Origin of the sequence: Microbacterium sp. SS28, assembly GCF_022761035.1 — a bacterium.
Taxonomy (GTDB): domain Bacteria; phylum Actinomycetota; class Actinomycetes; order Actinomycetales; family Microbacteriaceae; genus Microbacterium.
The window spans coordinates 479136-496513 of the sequence record NZ_JAKWJP010000001.1 but is presented as its reverse complement, the minus strand read 5'-3'; the positions used below and the strand labels follow the sequence as shown (position 1 = coordinate 496513).

At 71.2% G+C, this 17378-nt stretch carries 20 protein-coding genes and 1 tRNA gene; 12 read left to right on the top strand and 9 right to left on the bottom strand.

The genetic code is table 11. The features are described from left to right. Positions 1-52 precede the first annotated feature (52 nt). Both MJ607_RS02275 and MJ607_RS02270 read right to left on the bottom strand, forming a co-directional pair. Positions 53-523: a hypothetical protein gene (locus MJ607_RS02275; RefSeq protein ID WP_243073921.1), complete on the bottom strand. Its 471-nt coding sequence runs from the start codon at positions 521-523 to the stop codon at positions 53-55. Further along, on the bottom strand, positions 513-1124 hold the full coding sequence (locus tag MJ607_RS02270) for an RNA polymerase sigma factor (protein WP_243073920.1): 612 nt from the start codon (positions 1122-1124) through the stop codon (positions 513-515). Before MJ607_RS02270 ends, MJ607_RS02275 begins: the two co-directional genes overlap by 11 nt. A 167-nt stretch (positions 1125-1291) precedes the next feature. On the opposite strand from MJ607_RS02270, the gene MJ607_RS02265 reads away from it, so the two are divergent. After that, positions 1292-1687: a hypothetical protein gene (locus MJ607_RS02265; RefSeq protein ID WP_243073919.1), complete on the top strand. Its 396-nt coding sequence runs from the start codon at positions 1292-1294 to the stop codon at positions 1685-1687. Between the two features lie 27 nt (positions 1688-1714). Here MJ607_RS02265 and MJ607_RS02260 read toward each other — a convergent pair whose 3' ends face one another. After that, complete coding sequence (locus MJ607_RS02260) at positions 1715-2695, bottom strand: EamA family transporter (protein WP_243073918.1); 981 nt, start codon at positions 2693-2695, stop codon at positions 1715-1717. A gap of 60 nt (positions 2696-2755) precedes the next feature. Here MJ607_RS02260 and MJ607_RS02255 point away from each other — a divergent pair, with 60 nt between their 5' ends. From MJ607_RS02255 to MJ607_RS02240, 4 genes are read left to right on the top strand one after another with little or no spacing between them, the layout of a single operon-like run. Further along, positions 2756-5056, top strand: coding sequence for an efflux RND transporter permease subunit (locus MJ607_RS02255; protein ID WP_243073917.1), 2301 nt, complete (start codon positions 2756-2758; stop codon positions 5054-5056). A gap of 37 nt (positions 5057-5093) precedes the next feature. Further along, positions 5094-5675, top strand: coding sequence for an isochorismatase family protein (locus tag MJ607_RS02250; protein WP_243073916.1), 582 nt, complete (start codon positions 5094-5096; stop codon positions 5673-5675). After that, positions 5668-6207, top strand: coding sequence for a GNAT family N-acetyltransferase (locus tag MJ607_RS02245; RefSeq protein ID WP_243073915.1), 540 nt, complete (start codon positions 5668-5670; stop codon positions 6205-6207). The genes MJ607_RS02250 and MJ607_RS02245 overlap by 8 nt, the downstream gene beginning before the upstream one ends. Then, on the top strand, positions 6200-6856 hold the full coding sequence (locus MJ607_RS02240) for a DNA alkylation repair protein (protein WP_243073914.1): 657 nt from the start codon (positions 6200-6202) through the stop codon (positions 6854-6856). Before MJ607_RS02245 ends, MJ607_RS02240 begins: the two co-directional genes overlap by 8 nt. Before the next feature lie 2 nt (positions 6857-6858). Here MJ607_RS02240 and MJ607_RS02235 read toward each other — a convergent pair whose 3' ends face one another. From MJ607_RS02235 to MJ607_RS02215, 5 genes are all read right to left on the bottom strand, one after another. Further along, on the bottom strand, positions 6859-7305 hold the full coding sequence (locus MJ607_RS02235) for a hypothetical protein (RefSeq protein ID WP_243073913.1): 447 nt from the start codon (positions 7303-7305) through the stop codon (positions 6859-6861). Beyond that, on the bottom strand, positions 7302-8519 hold the full coding sequence (locus MJ607_RS02230) for a serine/threonine-protein kinase (protein WP_243073912.1): 1218 nt from the start codon (positions 8517-8519) through the stop codon (positions 7302-7304). The genes MJ607_RS02235 and MJ607_RS02230 overlap by 4 nt, the downstream gene beginning before the upstream one ends. A gap of 176 nt (positions 8520-8695) precedes the next feature. After that, a tRNA-Lys gene (locus MJ607_RS02225) sits at positions 8696-8768 on the bottom strand. A 101-nt stretch (positions 8769-8869) separates the two neighbouring features. Beyond that, entirely contained in the window at positions 8870-9577 is a 708-nt protein-coding gene (locus tag MJ607_RS02220; protein WP_243073911.1) for a spermidine synthase, read from the bottom strand. A gap of 156 nt (positions 9578-9733) precedes the next feature. Then, a complete protein-coding gene (locus MJ607_RS02215) occupies positions 9734-10402 on the bottom strand; it encodes a fasciclin domain-containing protein (protein ID WP_243073910.1) in 669 nt (222 codons plus the stop codon). A gap of 212 nt (positions 10403-10614) precedes the next feature. Here MJ607_RS02215 and MJ607_RS02210 point away from each other — a divergent pair, with 212 nt between their 5' ends. The 7 genes from MJ607_RS02210 to MJ607_RS02180 all read left to right on the top strand — a co-directional run bounded on the left by MJ607_RS02210 (position 10615) and on the right by MJ607_RS02180 (position 16481). Beyond that, positions 10615-12339 (top strand): cytochrome c biogenesis protein DipZ, encoded by a 1725-nt coding sequence (locus MJ607_RS02210; RefSeq protein WP_243073909.1) that lies wholly within the window; start codon positions 10615-10617, stop codon positions 12337-12339. A gap of 44 nt (positions 12340-12383) precedes the next feature. Beyond that, positions 12384-12986 carry an ECF RNA polymerase sigma factor SigK gene (gene sigK / locus MJ607_RS02205; RefSeq protein WP_243073908.1) on the top strand — a complete coding sequence of 201 codons (603 nt, stop codon included), beginning with the start codon at positions 12384-12386 and terminating at the stop codon, positions 12984-12986. Continuing rightward, complete coding sequence (locus tag MJ607_RS02200; protein WP_243073907.1) at positions 12983-13741, top strand: anti-sigma factor domain-containing protein; 759 nt, start codon at positions 12983-12985, stop codon at positions 13739-13741. The genes sigK and MJ607_RS02200 overlap by 4 nt, the downstream gene beginning before the upstream one ends. A gap of 99 nt (positions 13742-13840) precedes the next feature. Then, the gene (locus MJ607_RS02195) at positions 13841-14188 is read left to right on the top strand and encodes a helix-turn-helix transcriptional regulator (RefSeq protein WP_243074503.1); all 348 of its coding nucleotides are present in this window, start codon (positions 13841-13843) and stop codon (positions 14186-14188) included. Positions 14189-14274: 86 nt separating this feature from the next. Then, positions 14275-14682, top strand: a complete 408-nt coding sequence (locus MJ607_RS02190) for a VOC family protein (protein ID WP_243073906.1) — start codon at positions 14275-14277, stop codon at positions 14680-14682. Between the two features lie 89 nt (positions 14683-14771). Then, positions 14772-15410: a DNA-directed RNA polymerase subunit beta gene (locus MJ607_RS02185; RefSeq protein ID WP_243073905.1), complete on the top strand. Its 639-nt coding sequence runs from the start codon at positions 14772-14774 to the stop codon at positions 15408-15410. A gap of 183 nt (positions 15411-15593) precedes the next feature. Continuing rightward, entirely contained in the window at positions 15594-16481 is an 888-nt protein-coding gene (locus MJ607_RS02180) for an aminodeoxychorismate lyase (protein WP_243073904.1), read from the top strand. A 107-nt stretch (positions 16482-16588) separates the two neighbouring features. Here the strand turns inward: MJ607_RS02180 and pstB are convergent, their stop codons facing one another. Beyond that, entirely contained in the window at positions 16589-17368 is a 780-nt protein-coding gene (gene pstB, locus MJ607_RS02175) for a phosphate ABC transporter ATP-binding protein PstB (protein ID WP_243073903.1), read from the bottom strand. Between the last annotated feature and the right edge of the window lie 10 nt (positions 17369-17378).

Sequence of the window (17378 nt, the reverse complement as noted above, 5' to 3'; positions counted from 1 at the left end):
AGCCCTGTGCTCATCGGGATGGTGATCGCGCGGGCCGAATGGCCCCTGTTCCCTAAACCTCGAACCGCGGGGTCCGGAAGTCGTGCAGATCTCCGTCGGACCCCCGCACGACGATGTGCAGTCGCGAGACGCCGGGGGGGATCGAGTCGAATGCGAAGCGCCCGTGCTCGCCCGCCTGGGCAGGCCAGTCGTGGTCGTCCTGCATGAGGCGGATCGCGAGGGCAGCGGCATCCACCCACCCGTCGACCCGACGGGAGCCGTCCTCGGTCGCCGTCACGTGCAGCAGCACATTCGTCTCGCCGTCGCTGAACTGGAGGGTCGCGGTGTCGGTCTCGCCGCGGATCGCCGCGGGGACGGAACCCTCGACGAGGGTCAGCAGCGCGTACTCGCGCGAGAGATCGGCGACGGCGACGGCGGCGACCATTCGGTCGGCCAGGTCCTCCGGCACGGGGTCCGTCTCCTCCCACATGTCCCGGAGGCGTGCGAACAGCGCCCTGTCGGCGCTGGTGTCGTCAGTGTCCATGGTCTCCCCATCCGTCGCCCTCGAGTTCGGCTCGGAGTTTCGCGAGGCAGCGCTGACGGGTCGGCCCGATGGATCCGACCGGCATCCCGAGGTCCTCGGCGATGCGCGCGTAGTCCGGCCGGTCGTCGAACGCGACGATCCGCAGCAGGTGGCGACAGCGCTCGTCGAGCCTGCCCACGGCGCTCCAGAGGCGGCGCCTCTCGTCGTCGGCGGTCGCCGTCTGCTCCGCCGATTCGTGGACCGGGAGCTGCGGCTCGAGCACCTCGACGTCGGTCGGCCGCGCGAGGCGGTGCTGCTTGCCGACGCGCCACGCCTCGCGGCGCGCGCACATCGTGAGCCAGCCCGAGACGGCCAGCGGATCGACGATCGAGGAGTGCCGGCGCACGAGGGTGAGCCACGTCGTCTGCACGACATCCTGGGCGAGTGCGGCCTCGAGTCCGTACGACCGCACGATGTGCCACAGGGCCGGCGTCATGAGCCGGACGAGCTCGTCCATCGCCCGATCGTCGCCCTCGCGCCAGCGCACGAAGAGTGCGGCCGCGCGCTCCCAGCGAGCGGGCTCGACCGCATCGACGGATGACTCCGCGCCCGCATGCGTCATAGGGCCCATTGTGTCCACGCTGGGAAGAGAGTGGAAGTGCGCGTCTGATACATGCCGACATTCGCTCACGGGAAAGCCGCGCGAGCAGGCCCGGTAGACTCATGCCCTGCGCGGAATCCCGGGGCCCACTCTGCTGCGCGCCTCACCCGCACCCTGACGAGGAGCCGATGGACCACGCGATCGACGCCATCATCGAGATCTTCACGTGGGTGGGTCTCGGCGCGGGCGTCCTCCTCGCGATCGTCGCGCTGATCCTCAAGCTCGCCGACGGCACGTGGGTCGCGGGCCGCGCGTTCGTCGAGCACGAGGACGGGCGCTCGCTCGTGCGGTGGTTCGACGCCGACGGGGGAGTCAACGCGGCGCAGCTGAACCACGAGCAGGCGCACGCCCTCGCGGGCAAGGAGATGGCCGACATCTTCTACCGCCGGGGCACCCCCAACCGCATGCGGCTGACGCACGGCTCGCCCGCCGTCCGCGCCGTCGCGCTCCTCGCCGCCGGCCTGGGCGCCCTCGGGCTCATCGCGCTCATCCTCTCGGGCATCCTGCTCTTCGCGCGCGGCTGACGCGGCCGCGCCGGACGCTCGCGCCGGTCAGCCGAGCGCGAGCAGTCCGCCCGCGAGGAGGGCGAGCACGAGCCCGATCCACTGCACGCCCGCGATGCGCTCGCGCAGGACCACCGCCGCGAGCAGGATCGTGCCGGCGGGATACATCGCGGTGAGCGCCGAGACGATCGCGAGGTCGCCGATGCGCAGCGCGAAGACGAGCATCAGGTTGGCGAGGGCGTCGAGCGCGCCGCATCCGATCGCGAGCCACCAGGCGGAGGCACGGGATGCCGCGTCACGCGCCGCCGCGGCCGGCTCCCGCCCACCCGCATCGATCCCGGCGTGCTCGAGGTCGGCGTGCCCGGTCGGGGTCGCTCCCAGGCGCGCAGGCGTCGCGGCGAGGACGCTCGAGGCGCGACGCCCCGCGCGCACCGCCACGATCGTCAGGACGCCGACTGTCGCCGCCGTGATGACGGCACTCACGGAGCGGTTGACGATGAGGGGCACCAGGCCGCTCTCGTCGCTCGTCCGGTCTATGACGATGAGGAATGCGCCGATCGCGAGTCCTGCCCCGACGGCGTAGAGCAGGCCCCGCGCGCTCGGTCGCACGACCTTCTCGCCCGGGATGAATCCGACGAGCACGACGGCGACGAGCGCGACGCCGAGCCCGGCGTAGCCGGTCCAGGTGAGGGTCTCGCCTTCGACGACGAGCGCCCACGCGATGGGCGCGATCGCCGAGACCACAGCCGTGAGCGGCGAGAGGATGCTCATGGGCCCGATCGCGAGGCACGCGTAGAGCAGCACGATCGCGATGGCACCCGTCACCCCCGAGAGCGCACCCCATGCGACGTCGGCCGGCAGCCACTCGCCGCCGATGACGGGATACGCGACGACGAGCAGGACGAGGCCCGCCGCGGCCGCGACCGCCGTCACGACGATGGAGCGCAGGCGTCGCGCAGCGAGTCCCCCGAGGAAGTCGGCGGAGCCGTAGACGAGCGCGCCGAAGAGCGAGACGAGTGCAGCGGACATCGCGACTCACCCTAGATCGCCGATGTCGACGTCGAGCCGATTGCTAGATAAGCTAGCGATATGTCGACTCGCCGCGAGCTCCGCTCAGCCCCCTCCGCACACCGCCGACCATCGAGGTGGCTGCGGATCGGCATCCCGGTCGTCCTGATCCTCGTGTGGCTCGTGGGCGGTTCGATCGGCGGCCCGTACTTCGGCAGGGTCGACGAGGTCTCGTCCAACGACCAGTCGTCGTTCCTCCCCGAGAGCGCCGATGCGACCGAGGTGAGCGAGCGTTTGCCGGACTTCCTCGGCGACGACACGATCCCCGCTGTGGTGGTCGTGGAGGGCGAGGGCGATCTCTCCGAGGACGACCTCGCCGCGCTGCAGGACCTCGCCGACGAGTTCGCCGCGCTCGACGGCGTCACGGGCGATGTCTCGCCCCCGATCCTCTCGGAGGACGGTCAGGCGGCGCAGCTGTTCGTGCCCATCGACGCGTCGGGAGAGATCGGCGAAGTCGTCGGAGAGATGCGGACGACGATAGAAGACAGCCTCCCCGCGGGGCTCGAGGGCTGGGTCACGGGGCCGGCGGGCTTCACGGCGGATCTCGTCGAAGGATTCCTCGGCATCGACGGACTGCTGCTGGGGGTCGCGCTCCTCGCGGTGTTCATCATCCTCGTGATCGTCTACCGCTCGCCGCTCCTGCCGATCCTCGTGCTCATGACGTCGCTCTTCGCGCTGTGCGTCGCGCTGCTCACCGTCTGGTGGCTCGCGAAAGCCGAGATCTTCGTGCTCAACGGGCAGGTCCAGGGGATCCTGTTCATCCTCGTGATCGGTGCCGCGACCGACTACGCGCTGCTGTACGTCGCTCGATTCCGAGAGGCGATCGCCGATGGTGAGACGCGGTGGGATGCCACGAACCGCGCGTGGCGAGGCGCCTTCGAGCCCATCCTCGCCTCGGGCGGCACCGTCATCGCGGGCCTCCTGTGCCTGCTGCTGTCCGATCTCGCGACCAACCGCGCCCTCGGCCCGATCGCGGCGATCGGCATCGTGTTCTCGGTGCTCTCTGCGCTCACGTTCCTGCCGGCGCTCCTGGCCGTCGTCGGCCGCGCGGCCTTCTGGCCGTTCATCCCGAAGGGTCCCGCCGCGCCGCTTCCCGACGACCTCACGCAGCCGGTCAAGGGCTTCTGGCCGCGGCAGGCGCGCCTCGTCGCTCGCCGCACCCGCACCGTGTGGGTCGCCTGCACCCTCATCCTGCTGATTGCGTCGGCGGGCATGCTGCAGCTCAAGGCGGACGGCGTGCCGTCGAGCGATCTCGTGCTCGGCGCTTCCGAGGCCCGCGACGGCCAGGAGGTGCTCGCGGAGCATTTCCCGGCGGGATCGGGCAGCCCCGTCTACGTCATCGTCCCGCAGGACCAGCTCGCCGACGCCGCGACCATCATGGCCGAAAGCGACGGCATCGACTCGGTCGCCGTGGCATCGGAGGACTCACCGACCGGCCAGGCGACGGTCGAGGTGACGGGCGGCGATGCCGTGCTGACCGTGCCGGGACCCCCGAGCGCCGAGGCGCCCGAGCCGACCCTGTCCGAGGGCGACGTCCTGCTCGTCGGCACCCTGACCGACGCGGCGGACTCCGTCGAGGCGGAGCAGACGGTGGCAGACCTCCGGGTCGCGCTGGACGACGAGCTCGGCGCCGGCACGGCCGTCGTCGGCGGAGTGACCGCGACCGACATCGACTCGAACGCGACCTCGATCCGTGACCGCACGGTCATCATCCCCGTCGTGCTGCTCGTGATCCTCGTGATCCTCATGCTGCTGCTGCGCGCGATCGTGGCGCCCGTGCTGCTGATCCTGAGCGTCATCCTGTCGTTCGCCGCGGCCCTCGGGGTCAGCGCGATCGTGTTCAACGTCGTCTTCGGGTTCCCCGGCGCCGACCCTGCCGTGCCGCTCTACGGGTTCATCTTCCTCGTCGCGCTGGGGGTCGACTACAACATCTTCCTCATGTCGCGCGTGCGGGAGGAGTCGCTCGTGCACGGCACGAGGCGCGGCATCCTGCGCGGCCTCGTCGCGACGGGCGGCGTCATCACCTCCGCCGGTCTCGTGCTCGCGGCGACGTTCGCGGCGCTCGGCGTCATCCCGATCCTGTTCCTCGCCCAGCTCGCGTTCATCGTGGCCTTCGGCGTGCTGCTCGACACGTTCGTCGTGCGCTCGCTGCTGGTCCCCGCCGTCACGTACGACATCGGGCGCGCGATCTGGTGGCCCTCGCGGCTCGGCCGGGCGAATGCGTGGGGCGAGACCTCCGCCGACGCCGCGCCGGAGCTCCGCAGGTCCGCGTCCCCCGACCGTCGGGAAGAGGTTGACGCCGACCCGGCAACCCGATCGTGAGGAGTCCTGCCGCGGCGGTGCGGCGTACGCTCGGACCATGAGCAAGGCACTGTTCATCGTCGACGTCCAGAACGACTTCACCGAGGGAGGTGCGCTCGGCGTCGACGGCGGGCACGCCGTCGCGGAGCGCATCTCCCGCCACCTCGCCGCGCACGCCGCGGAGTACGCCGTGATCGTCGCCTCGCGCGACTGGCACGACGGCGACAACGACAACGGCGGGCACTTCGCGGCGGGCGAGCCGGACTTCGTCGACACCTGGCCCGTCCACTGCGTGAGCGGCACGGCGGGCGCGGAGTATGACGGGGGCCTCGACACCTCGGCCGTCACGCACCACGTCAAGAAGGGGCAGGGACGCCCGGCCTACTCGCTCTTCGAGGGGACGACCGACGACGGCGAGACGGTGTCGGATCTGCTCGAGGCGCACGGCGTCATCGACATCGACGTCGCGGGGATCGCGACCGACTACTGCGTCCGCGCCTCCGCGCTCGATGCGATCGAGCACGGCCGGCACGTGCGCATCCTGACGGATCTCATCGCGGGGGTCGCCCCCGAGACGAGCGAAGCGGCGCTCGCCGAGCTTGCCCACGCCGGCGCCGAGCTCGCCGAGTCGGGTGTCTGAGCCCGAGGTCCGCCGCGTCTTCGCGAGCGATGGCGAGCGCGTGCGCAGGCTGCGGCTCGAGGCTCTCGACGACCCCGCCGCGGGCATCGCATTCCTCGAGACGCGCGACGACGCCATGGCCCGGCCGCGCGAGTTCTGGGACGAGCGCGCCGTCGGCGCCGCGCTCTCCGGCAGCGCGGCGCAGTTCATCGCCGAGACGGGTCGAACGTGGGTGGGGACGGTCACGATCCTCATCCCCGAGCCGGGGGTCGCCGACTACTTCGGACGCGTGCGGGACACCGGTGGGGCGACCGCCGTCGCCGTCTACGTCAACCCCGAGCATCGCGGGACGGGCCTGCTCGACAGGCTCTTCGCCGCGGGCGCGGCGTGGGCGCGCACGCAGGGAGCCGACAGCCTCTTCCTCGACGTCCACGACGAGAACACCCGCGCCCGTGCCGCCTACGCCCGGCTGGGATTCCGCCCGACCGGCGCGACCATCGAGGGTCCGAACGGCCTCGAGCACGAGCTGTCGCGGAGCCTCGACGATGACTGAGCCGCTGACGGCGGCCGCTGTGCTCGCCGAACTCGAGGCCGCGGCATCCGTCGACGAACGCGCGAAGATCGAGAAGCGCATGACCGACGAGACCACCACCGTCATCGGAGTGCGCATGGGCACCGTCTTCGACATCGCCGAGCGCGGAAGCCGGATGCCGCTGCCCGAGGTCGACCTGCTGCTCGACTCCGACGCGTACGAGATGCGGATGGTCGCCGTCAGCGTCCTGGACTTCAAGGCGCGGCAGCGCGCGGTCGACCGGGACGCGCTGTACGAGCTGTGGATGCGGCGGCTGGACCGTGTCGACACGTGGGATTACATCGACCGTGCCGCGCCGCGGGTGGTCGGGTGGTACCTGCTCGACAAGCCCCGCGATGTGCTCTTCACGCTCGCGCGGTCCGACGACCGCTGGCACCGTCGCATGGCGATCACCGCGGCGTTCTGGATCATCCGCGCGGGCGACCTCGACGACCCGCTCGCGCTGTGCGAGCTGCTGGCCGCGGATCCCGAGCACCTCGTGCAGACGAATGTCGGCGTCGCGCTGCGCGAGATCGGCCGCATCGACCCGGAGCGGCTCGAGCACTTCCTCGCGCGCCGGGGCGATGAGCTGAGCGCGCACGCGCGGCGGACCGCCCGGACGGCGCTCTGAGCTCAGTCGCCCTTGCCCTTGTCCTTGTCCTTGCCGCTGTTGCCGTTGTTGTTGCCGGGTCCGCTGTTGTCGTTGCCGTTGCCCTGATCGCCGTCGTCGACCCCGTCGGTCCCAGGCTCGACGGGCGCGGGTTCCGGAGCAGGTGCGGGAGCAGGCGGCACGAGCGCCTCGAGATCGGCGCGGACGGCGTCGATCGCGGTCTGGATGCGCGCGGCCCGCGCTGCCGTCACGGCCTCGGCGTCGATCGCCTCCTGCAGCTGGGCCTGCACCTCGTCGAGCTGCACGATCGCACCGGGAAGGTCGCCGCCCGCGGCGGCCGAGGCCACCTCGACGACCGACGTCTGCAGCTGGTCGCCGAACGATGTGTCGAGCGAGGGAGACGCGCAGCCGGTCAGCGCCGCGACGACGATCGCGGCAGCGGCAGCAGAGGCGGCAAGGCGTCGGATCACGGGCTCACCTCATCGAGGAGCTGCTGCAGATGCGTGCCGAGCGGTTCGACGTTGCCCGGGAGTGCGGGCGCAGGCTCGGGCTGCTGTGTGCTGAAGGCGACGCCGATCGCGATGGCCGCCGCGACGGCGAGGCCGACGCACACGAGCAGCACCGCGGTGAACCCCCGGCGGCGGCGCGCGGGCGCCGGAGCCGGCACGGGGGGATCATCGTCCTGTGCGAGCACGAGTGTGGGGTCGGGTCCACGGCGCGCGTCGGGTGCCGGGGAGGCCTCGGTCGGCACGTCGGGATGCGACGTCGGCTCGAGCTCGGCCACGGCCGGTGCCGCCACCGTGGGGTCGGTGATGAGCGAGACGATCGTGCCGGTCGAGGCATCCTGTCCGCGCAGCGCCGTCGCGGCGAGTGCGACCTGCAGCGCCGTCGGCCGTCGTGCGGGATCGGGTGCCGTCATCGCGGCGAACAGGACGCGCCACGGTTCCGGTGTGTCGTCGGGGATCGAGGGCGAGGTCGTGAGCCGCGCGACGATCGCCTCGTGGCCCAGCGCATTGCCGAACGCGCGGACACCCGTGAGCGATTCGAGCAGGACGAGTCCGAGCGAGTAGATGTCGGCGGCCGGCGAGGGTGCCTCGCCGCGCACCTGCTCGGGCGCGAGGTATGCCGCCGTGCCGATGACGGTGCCGGGTGAAGTGACTCGCGTCGAATCGATGAGGTACGCGATGCCGAAGTCCGTGAGCTTCGCGCGGAAGGTGCGGTCCGGCAGGGGTGACGGCCAGATCAGGACGTTCGACGGCTTGATGTCGCGATGCACGACGTTCTTGGCGTGCACGGCGTGCAGAGCCTCGGCGAGGTCGATCGCGAGCGCCGCGACTTCGGCGGCAGGCAGCGGACCATCGGCGAGACGCGCCGCGAGCGTCGCGCCCTCGACGTACTCCATGACCAGGAAGCTGGGCCCTGTACTTGCGATGTGCGCGTCGTATAGCGTCACGAGCGACGGATGACCGAGCGACGCGAGCAGCTTCGTCTCGGTGCGCACGCGAGCGGGCGATCCGTCGGTCGCGGCGTGCATGATCTTGACGGCGACGGTGCGCTCGAGGGCGAGGTCCTCGGCGCGGAACACGCGCGACATCCCGCCTTCGCCGACCAGCTCGTCGAGGCGGTAGCGGCCCACGAGAATCGAGCCGACGCCGACCGATGCGGGCGATTCCACGACGTTCATTCCCCTCCTACGCGGGCACCCGCAGCGGTCGGGCGCCGCCGCAGTGGCCCTCATCGAACCTATCCCGCGCCTCTCACGGCGAGGCCCCCCATTGACCCGGACCACCCTGCCGTGGCAGAGGGGGGATGCCGCGAACAGGCGAAGACGGCGACCCCGGAGGCTCGCCGTCTTCTCTGTGGGCCCGGAGGGGCTCGAACCCTCGACCCGCGGATTAAAAGTCCGATGCTCTACCGACTGAGCTACAGGCCCGTGAGCTACCAGCCTACTTCGAGCGGATGAGGGTGCACGTCGCGCGCGACGAATCGGCCGGGCGATGCCCACCGGCCGGTGAGCGGGGTCGTCGCCGGCGGTCAGCCGCGACGGACTCCGACGTAGATCGTGTTCGACGAGATCCCGCCCGTCAGGGGGTTCGCGAAGTCCACGACGTGCGCGGTGGCGCGATCGAACACCGCGGCCAGGACGGCCATGAACTCATCGTCCGGCGGATCGTCGGACCAGAGCGCGAAGACACCGTCGCTGCGGAGGTGGCGACCGAGGGCCGTCAAGCCGGCGACGGTGTAGAGGTCGGCGTGCGTCGGGTCGAGCTGATGACGCGGCGAGTGATCGACATCGAGCAGGATCGCGTCGTAGGGGGCTTCATCCCCGGCAGGCGGTCGGCGCATGACGGCGAAGAAGTCGTCGTGCACGAGCGCCGTGCGCGCGTCGCGGACGAGGGCGGTCGACACGGGCAGCAGTTCACGCTCGTGCCAGCCGATGACGGCGGGCAGCGCATCGATCACGGCGAGGGAGCGCACCCGATCGTCGCGGAGCGCCGTCGCCGCTGTGTACCCGAGGCCGAGCCCGCCCACCAGGACGTCGAGGTCGCCTCCAGTCGTCGCCGCCAGGCCGAGCGTCGCGAGCTCCTCCTCGGCGACGGTGAACAGGCTGGACATCAGGTATTCGTCGCCGAGCTTGACCTCGTAGACGAGGTCGCCCGTCGTGGGTTCGGTGCGCCGCCGCAGCGTCAGGTCGCCCATCCGCGTCGGCTGCCAGTCGAGTTCTTCGAACCGAGCGATCACGAGGCCGCCTCTCCGTCGCTGTTCACCCTACCGAGCGCGCGCCTTCCGCCCCGGCGAGCGTGCATGCGGAGGACGGCGAGACCGCCGGGGCCCGCAGGCCCCGGCGGTCTCGCCGCCCCCACCCGATCGTGTCTGCGCGTGATCGGACCGTTCTCGCTACTGCATCGGCGGCATCAGCACCGTGTCGATGAGGTAGACGACGGCGTTCGCGGTCTGCACGCCGCCGCAGATGACCGTCGCGTCGTTGACCATGAGCGAGTCGCCGCTGCCCGTGACCTCGAGGTCCGCGCCCTGCACGGTCGTGTGCGTTCCGACGATGTCGGCCGGCTCGATCTGACCCGGGACGACGTGGTAGGTGAGGATCGACGACAGCGTCGCCGTGTCGGTCTTGAGCGCCTCGATCGTCGCGGGGTCGATCTTCGCGAAGGCGTCGTCGACGGGGGCGAAGACCGTGAACTCGCTTCCGTTGAGCGTGTCGACGAGGTTCACCTCGGGGTTGAGCTGACCGCTGACGGCGGCGACGAGCGTCGTGAGCATCGGGTTGTTGGATGCCGCGACCGCGACGGGGTCCTGCGACATCCCCTGGATCGATCCGTCGCCGGACGGCACGGCGTCGGCGTACGCCTGGCAGCCCGGGCCCACGAGGTTCGCGGCCGGGTCCATCGTCTGGTCGTCGGCCATCGACGACTCGCTGGGCTCGGCGGCGGGAGCCTGCGACTCCATCGTGTCCGAGGCCGGCGTGGCGGACGTGCAGGCCGAGAGGGCGAGGGCGGCGGCGAAGGCGAGCGTGAGGCCCGCTGTGAGGTGCGACTTCCTGCTGAGCATGAGTTCCTCCGATGTCGGAGCCCGCGTGCGGACTCTCGATGGACACGTCCCGGGTGCCCGGGGGTGGTCCGCCGCAGAGGCGGCGTACACAGGCTCTTCGGCACGCCGTGCGAATCGGATTGGATGCCGCTCCCGCTCCCGCCCCGCCAGGCGAGGGTGCCAATCCGATCCGGCGTCGGAGTCGAAGAACCGGCAGACACCGAGGAGCGCACATGTCCGTCATCATCATCGGCCTGCTCGGCGGGCTCATCACGGGCATCTCGCCGTGCATCCTGCCGGTGCTGCCCGTCATCTTCCTCACGGCCGGCGCCCAGTCGGCCCGCTTCGAAGGGCAGGACGACGGGCCCATCGCGGCATCCCGCCGGCGTCCGTACTTCGTGATCCTGGGGCTCATCACGAGCTTCACGGCCGTGACGCTCGCGGGGTCGCTCGTGCTGGGCGCGCTGAACCTGCCGCAGGACGTCATCCGGTGGTTCGGGATCGCCGTGCTCGTCCTGATCGGCATCGGGCTCATGGTGCCGCGGTTCGAGCAGCTGCTCGAGAAGCCGTTCCAGTGGCTTCCCCGCCGGGAGGTCGCCAACGGCGGGCACGGCTTCGGTGTCGGCCTCGCGCTCGGCGCCGTCTTCGTGCCGTGCGCGGGGCCCGTCCTCGCCGCGATCATCGTCGCGGGCTCCACCGGCCGGATCGGCATCGAGACAGTCCTGCTCACGGTGTCCTTCGCCGTCGGCGTCGCGATCCCGCTGCTGTTCTTCGCGCTCGCCGGACGCACCGTCATCGAGCGCATCCGCGCGTTCCGCACGCGCGAGCGCGGCCTGCGGATCGCGGCGGGCATCGCGATGCTCGCGCTCGCCGCTGGGCTCGTCCTCAATGTGCCGCAGCTGCTGCAGCGGCTCGTGCCCGACTACACCGCCGGCATCCAGCGCGACCTCACCGACAATCCCGACGCGCGCCGCGCGCTCGACCTCGGCGGCCTCGTCACCGACGAGAACAAGGATCTCGACCAGTGCACGAACGGCGCCGTCGAGCTCGAGTCGTGCGGCACGGCGCCGAGCATCCGCGGCATCGAGCAGTGGCTCAACACGCCCGACGGCGCCCCCGTCGACCTCCCCGACCTCCGCGGTCAGGTCGTGCTCATCGACTTCTGGGCGTACTCGTGCATCAACTGCCAGCGCAGCATCCCGCACGTCGTCGCGTGGGACGAGGCATACCGCTCCGCGGGACTGCGCGTGATCGGCATCCACTCGCCCGAGTACGCCTTCGAGAAGGATGCCCCGAACGTCGCCGCCGGTGCGCGCGACTTCGGCATCACCTACCCCGTCGCGCTCGACAACGACCTCGCGACGTGGACGAACTACCGCAACCGGTACTGGCCCGCGCACTACCTCATCGACGCGGACGGCGTCGTGCGGCACATCGCGTTCGGAGAGGGCAACTACGAAGCGACCGAGAAGCTCATCCGCGAACTCCTGCAGAACGCGGATCCGGATGCCGCGCTCCCGCCCGCGACCGAGGTCGCCGACGACACGCCCGACGCGGGGGCGACGACGCGCGAGACCTTCCTCGGCTCGTCGAAGGAGGTGAACTTCGGCGGATCCGGATCGTACGGAGCCGGGACGTCGTCGTTCACCGCACCCGCCGAGCAGCCTGCCGATTCGTTCGCGCTCGACGGCGAGTGGACAGTGGAGACGCAGTACGCCACGCCCGCGGACGCGGCGGGCGGCGACATCCGTCTCGATTTCCATGCCGATGAGGTGCGCATGGTGCTGGCCGGCGAGGGCGACGTGGTCGTGCGGCTCGACGGCGGAGCGCCAGAGCGGATCGCGGTCTCGGGCACTCCGAAGTCGTACGCCGTCGTCACAGGAGCGGGCGGAGCGCGCGGCGTGCTCGAGGTCACGGTGTCGCCCGGCGTCGAGGCCTACTCGTTCACATTCGGATGAATCGTGTCGACGTCAATCCCTGGGGGAGCAGAGGGGGCTAGGGCATGCTGGTGGATGTGGTGATCGATGGAGTGGACGTGCCCGTGGAGGGCACCGACCCTCGCGATCATGTCGGCGAACTGCTCGTCCTCGTCGCGGACGGCGAAGAGTCCGCGTTCGCGCGCCTCTACGACCTGCTCTCGCCGCGTGTCTTCGGACTCATCCTCCGCGTCCTCGTCGATCGCGCGCAGAGCGAAGAGGTGCTGCAGGAGGTCTTCCTCGAGATCTGGCAATCCGCCGACCGGTTCGCTCCGAACAAAGGGCAGGGGAGGGCCTGGGTGCTCACGATCGCACATCGACGGGCCGTCGACCGCGTGCGGTCGGCGCAGTCCAGTGCGGACCGCGACCGTCGGATCGGCGCGCGAGACCTCGACGTCCCGCACGACGGGGTCGCCGAGCAGGTCGAGCTGCGGATCGAGGGACGCCGCGTCGCGAGAGCCGTCGCGGCCCTGCCCGACCCGCAGCGCGAGGCGCTAACGCTCGCGTACTTCGGGGGATACAGCCAGAGTGAGATCGCGGCGCTCGTGGGGGCGCCGCTGGGAACGATCAAGACCAGGATGCGAGACGGACTGTCCCGCCTGCGGACCGAGATGGGGGTGACGCAATGAACGTGCACGAATTCGCCGAGCTTTCGGCAGGCCACGCGCTCGGCGCGCTGTCACCCGACGACGCGCGCGCCTTCGAGGAGGCGCTGGCGGAGCATCCGGAATGGAGCTCGATCGTCGAGACGGATGCCGCGACCGCCTCAGAGCTCGCCGACGGCGTCGCCGAGGTCGAGCCGCCCGCCTTCGTGCGCGACGCCCTCCTCGCCCGCATCGCGCGTCCCGCGGCCGCTGACGACGCGCCCGCCGAGCCCCGCGAGCCCGCACCGTCGACGGAGGTCATCCAGACTGTCGCGCGCCGCAACTGGACACGGGGGCTGCTCGCGCTCGCGGCATCCTTCGTCCTGCTCATCGCCCTCGGCACGACGGCCGTCGTCATCGGCGACCGGCTGCGGGCGCCCGCGTCCGTCGTCGCCCTCGAGCAGATCGAGGCGGCGCCCGACGCGCAGGCGGCGACCGCCGAGGTCGCAGGCGGCGGCACCGCGACGGCCCACTGGTCGGAGTCGGTCGGCAAGGTCGTCGTCGTGACGAACGGCGTCGAATCCGCGACGTCGGAGCAGACCTACGAGCTGTGGTTCGTGCGCGAGGGCACGGCGGTCTCGGCGGGGCAGTTCGACACCGACGAGACCGGCAATGCGACGGCGCTGCTCGACGGCACGGTGCAGGCAGGGGATGTCATCGCCGTCTCGGTCGAGCCCGAGGGCGGGTCGCCGACGGGGCAGCCGACGTCCGATCCGATCGTCACGATCCCGACGGCGTGAGCCCGCAGCGCGGGTAGTGTGCGAGGCGTGGCTTCGGCATCCGGTCGTTCCGAGCAGTCCCCGCAGACGCTCGTGCATCTGCGGCGCGCGCGCGACCTCATGGACCGCGACTACGCCGAGCCGCTCGACGTCCCGACGATGGCCGCCAAGGCGCTCATGTCGCCCGCGCACTTCTCGCGCGAGTTCAAGACCGCCTACGGCGAGACGCCCTACGCGTACCTCATGACGCGGCGCATCGAGCGGGCGATGGCGCTGCTTCGGGCGGGGACGTCGGTGACGGATGCCTGCACCGCCGTGGGAGCGACCTCGCTCGGCTCGTTCAGCTCGACGTTCACCGAGATCGTCGGCGAGACGCCGAGCGCATACCGCGCGCGTCCGCACGAGGCGGCCGAGGCGATGCCGCTGTGCATCGCCAAGATCCTGACGCGGCCGACCCGCTACGCGTGACCAGCACCCTGCCGGGGTCGGTGCGGGCGGTGATCCGAGCAGGATCGGAGAAGCGCGCCCGCTGCGGGATCCGTAGCGTGGAGCCCATGACCACGATCTCACTCGCATACAGCCCCATCACCGTCGACGACGTCGACGCCGCGATCCCGTTCTACCGCGACGGCCTCGGTCTCGAGGTCGTGAACGATGTCGCGTACGACGGCCACCGGTGGGTGAGCTTTGGCTTCCCCAGCCAGGCGGGACTCTCGCTCGTCGTCTCCGACCCGACCGCGGGCCGCTCGCCCGAGGACGGCGACGCCCTGCACCGCCTCGTCGCGAAGGGCTCGGGCCCCGGCCCGTACGTCTTCACGACGGACGACCTCGATGCGACCTTCGAGCGCCTCCGCGCCTCGGGAGCCGAGGTGCTGCAGGAGCCGATCGCGCAGGACTGGGGACCCCGGGATGCCGCCTTCCGCGACCCCGCGGGCAACCACATCCGCATCAACCAGGCGTGATCGGTCACCTCGGCGGCTGAGCCATGTGCCTCCCCTGGATGGTGCCCGCCCGCGACCGCACCCTTGTGGCCGCGGGTAGCCTGGAACGGATGAGCGACGATTCCAGGGAGTTCCACAAGCCGGTGCGGCGACCCGCCGAGGTCTTCGACCGCGTCTTCGCCGCCGAGGATCCTGCCGAGGTGTCGCGCGTCGCGCACTCGACGGCGCAGGCGCTGCTCGCCCGCGTGCGGCAGGACCCGAGCGGAGAGATCGTCGACCGTCTCGTCGCCTTCACCGACGTGCACGGCATCGACGATCTCGCCGAGCTGTGGTCGCGCTCGCCCGCGCGCACGCTGCCGGGAGCGCTGTGGCGGCTGTACCTGCTGCAGCTGTCGATCCACGACGACGCGCAGACCGCGGCCCTCCTCTACGAGCGGGGGAGGCTCGCCCTCGACTCCGCCGACCCCGTCGTCGCGGGAGCTCCCGTGCCGGCGGGTCCCGACGAGCTCGTCGCCCTCGTCGACACGATCCTGCGCGGGCTCTTCCAGGGCGACTTCGCCGTCGCGCTCGACCGCGCAGCAGCGTTCTGCCGCGTCCAGGCCTCGGGGGCGACGCATCTCGCCGACGACTACGAGGCGACCGAGCCGGAGCGGGCCTCGACGTTCACGACGCGCGCGCTGCGCCTCTCCGACTACGCGGGCGACCTCTCGGCGTGTGCGGCGCTGTGGCGGCGAGACGCCCTGACCTGAAGCCCTGCGTCGCGCTTCGACGCGCGGACGTGTCGCAGGCAAAGAGAAAGCCGGGCCGCAGAACGCCTCTCGGCGCGGAGCCGCTCGGAGCGGCAGAAGATGGAGCCCGGGGTTACTGCGGCCCGGCTGATCCAGTGTAACGGACGCCCGCGTGCGGGTATTCCCGCCGCGTAGGCTCGTCGCATGACCTGGCGCTTCGCCCTCTTGATCGAGCCCGCGGCATCCGATGATCCCCGCACCGACTTCGCCGACACGTTCGCCGTGGTCGACCCGACGAGCCCCGCCCTCAGCATCGGAGAGCTCAGCACGCAGCGCGGCGACGGCATCTTCGAGTCGATCGGCGTTGTCGCCGGTCACCCGCAGGAGGTCCAGGCGCACCTCGAGAGGCTCGCGCAGTCGGCGCGGCTGTGCGACCTCCCGGCTCCGAACGCCGCGCAGTGGCGACAGGCGGTCGCACGCGCCGCCGCCGAGAGCCCCGCGTCGGGCGAGGGCGTGATCAAGCTCATCCTGAGCCGCGGCGTCGAGCACGGCCCCGCGCCGACCGCGTGGGTGACGGCGGCCCAGGCGGCCGACAACACCGCCGCGCGCACCCGCGGCATCCGCGTCGTGACCCTCGATCGCGGGTACGACAGCGCGGCCCCCGCACGGGCGCCGTGGCTCCTGCTCGGCGCGAAGACCCTCTCGTACGCCGTCAACATGGCGGCGCTGCGCGAGGCGAAGCGCAGGGGAGCGGATGACGCGATCTTCGTCTCGTCGGACGGACTCGTCCTCGAGGCGCCCACGGCGTCGGTCATCCTGCGCTTCGGCGATCGGTTCGTGACGCCCGAGCCGTCCGGCGCGATCCTCCACGGCACGACGCAGGTGAGCCTCTTCGAGCACCTCGCCGCGGAAGGGCACGAGGTCGCCTACGAGTCGATCCCGGTCGCCGACCTCGCGCGGGCGGACGCCGCGTGGCTCGTCTCGAGCGTGCGGCTCGCCGCCCCCATCACGGCGGTCGACGGCGCCGAGCTCGCGATGGACGCGGAGCTGACGGCATCCGTCAATCGCTACCTGCTGAGCCCGCGCGACTGAAGCCGCCCGCCGCCCCCGCGACAATAAGGGAGGAGGTGGCGCCACGGGAGGATCGAGGCGCGGCATCCGATCCTCCGGTGGTGCCATCTCCTCCGCCCGTGCTCGGGTTACCCGAAGCGACCCGACACGTAGTCCTCGGTGGCCTGGACGGTCGGCGTCGTGAAGATCGAACGCGTGTCGTTGTACTCGATGAGCTTGCCGGGCTTGCCCGTGCCGGCGATGTTGAAGAACGCGGTCTTCTCCGAGACGCGCGACGCCTGCTGCATGTTGTGGGTCACGATGACGATCGTGTACTCCTGCTTGAGCTCCTCGATCAGCTCCTCGATCGCGTAGGTCGAGATCGGGTCGAGGGCCGAGCAGGGCTCGTCCATCAGGAGCACGTCGGGCGAGACGGCGATCGCGCGCGCGATGCACAGACGCTGCTGCTGGCCGCCCGACAGGCCCGACCCGGGCTTCTCGAGACGGTCCTTGACCTCGTTCCAGAGGTTCGCGCCGCGCAGCGACTTCTCGACGAGCGCGTCGGCGTCCGAGCGTGAGATGCGCTTGTTGTTGAGCTTGACGCCCGCGAGCACATTCTCCTTGATCGACATCGTCGGGAAGGGGTTCGGCCGCTGGAACACCATGCCGACTTGGCGGCGCACGAGCACGGGGTCGACGCCGGGGCCGTAGAGGTTGTCTCCGTCGAGGAGCACCTCGCCCTCGACGCGGGCGTTGGGGATGACCTCGTGCATGCGGTTGAGCGTGCGCAGGAAGGTCGACTTGCCGCAGCCGGAGGGGCCGATGAAGGCCGTCACGCTGCGCGGCTCGATGGCGAGGGAGACTCCCTCGACGGCCATGAAATCGCCGTAGTAGACGTTGAGGTCGTTGACTTCGATGCTCTTGGACAAGGCTCAGTTC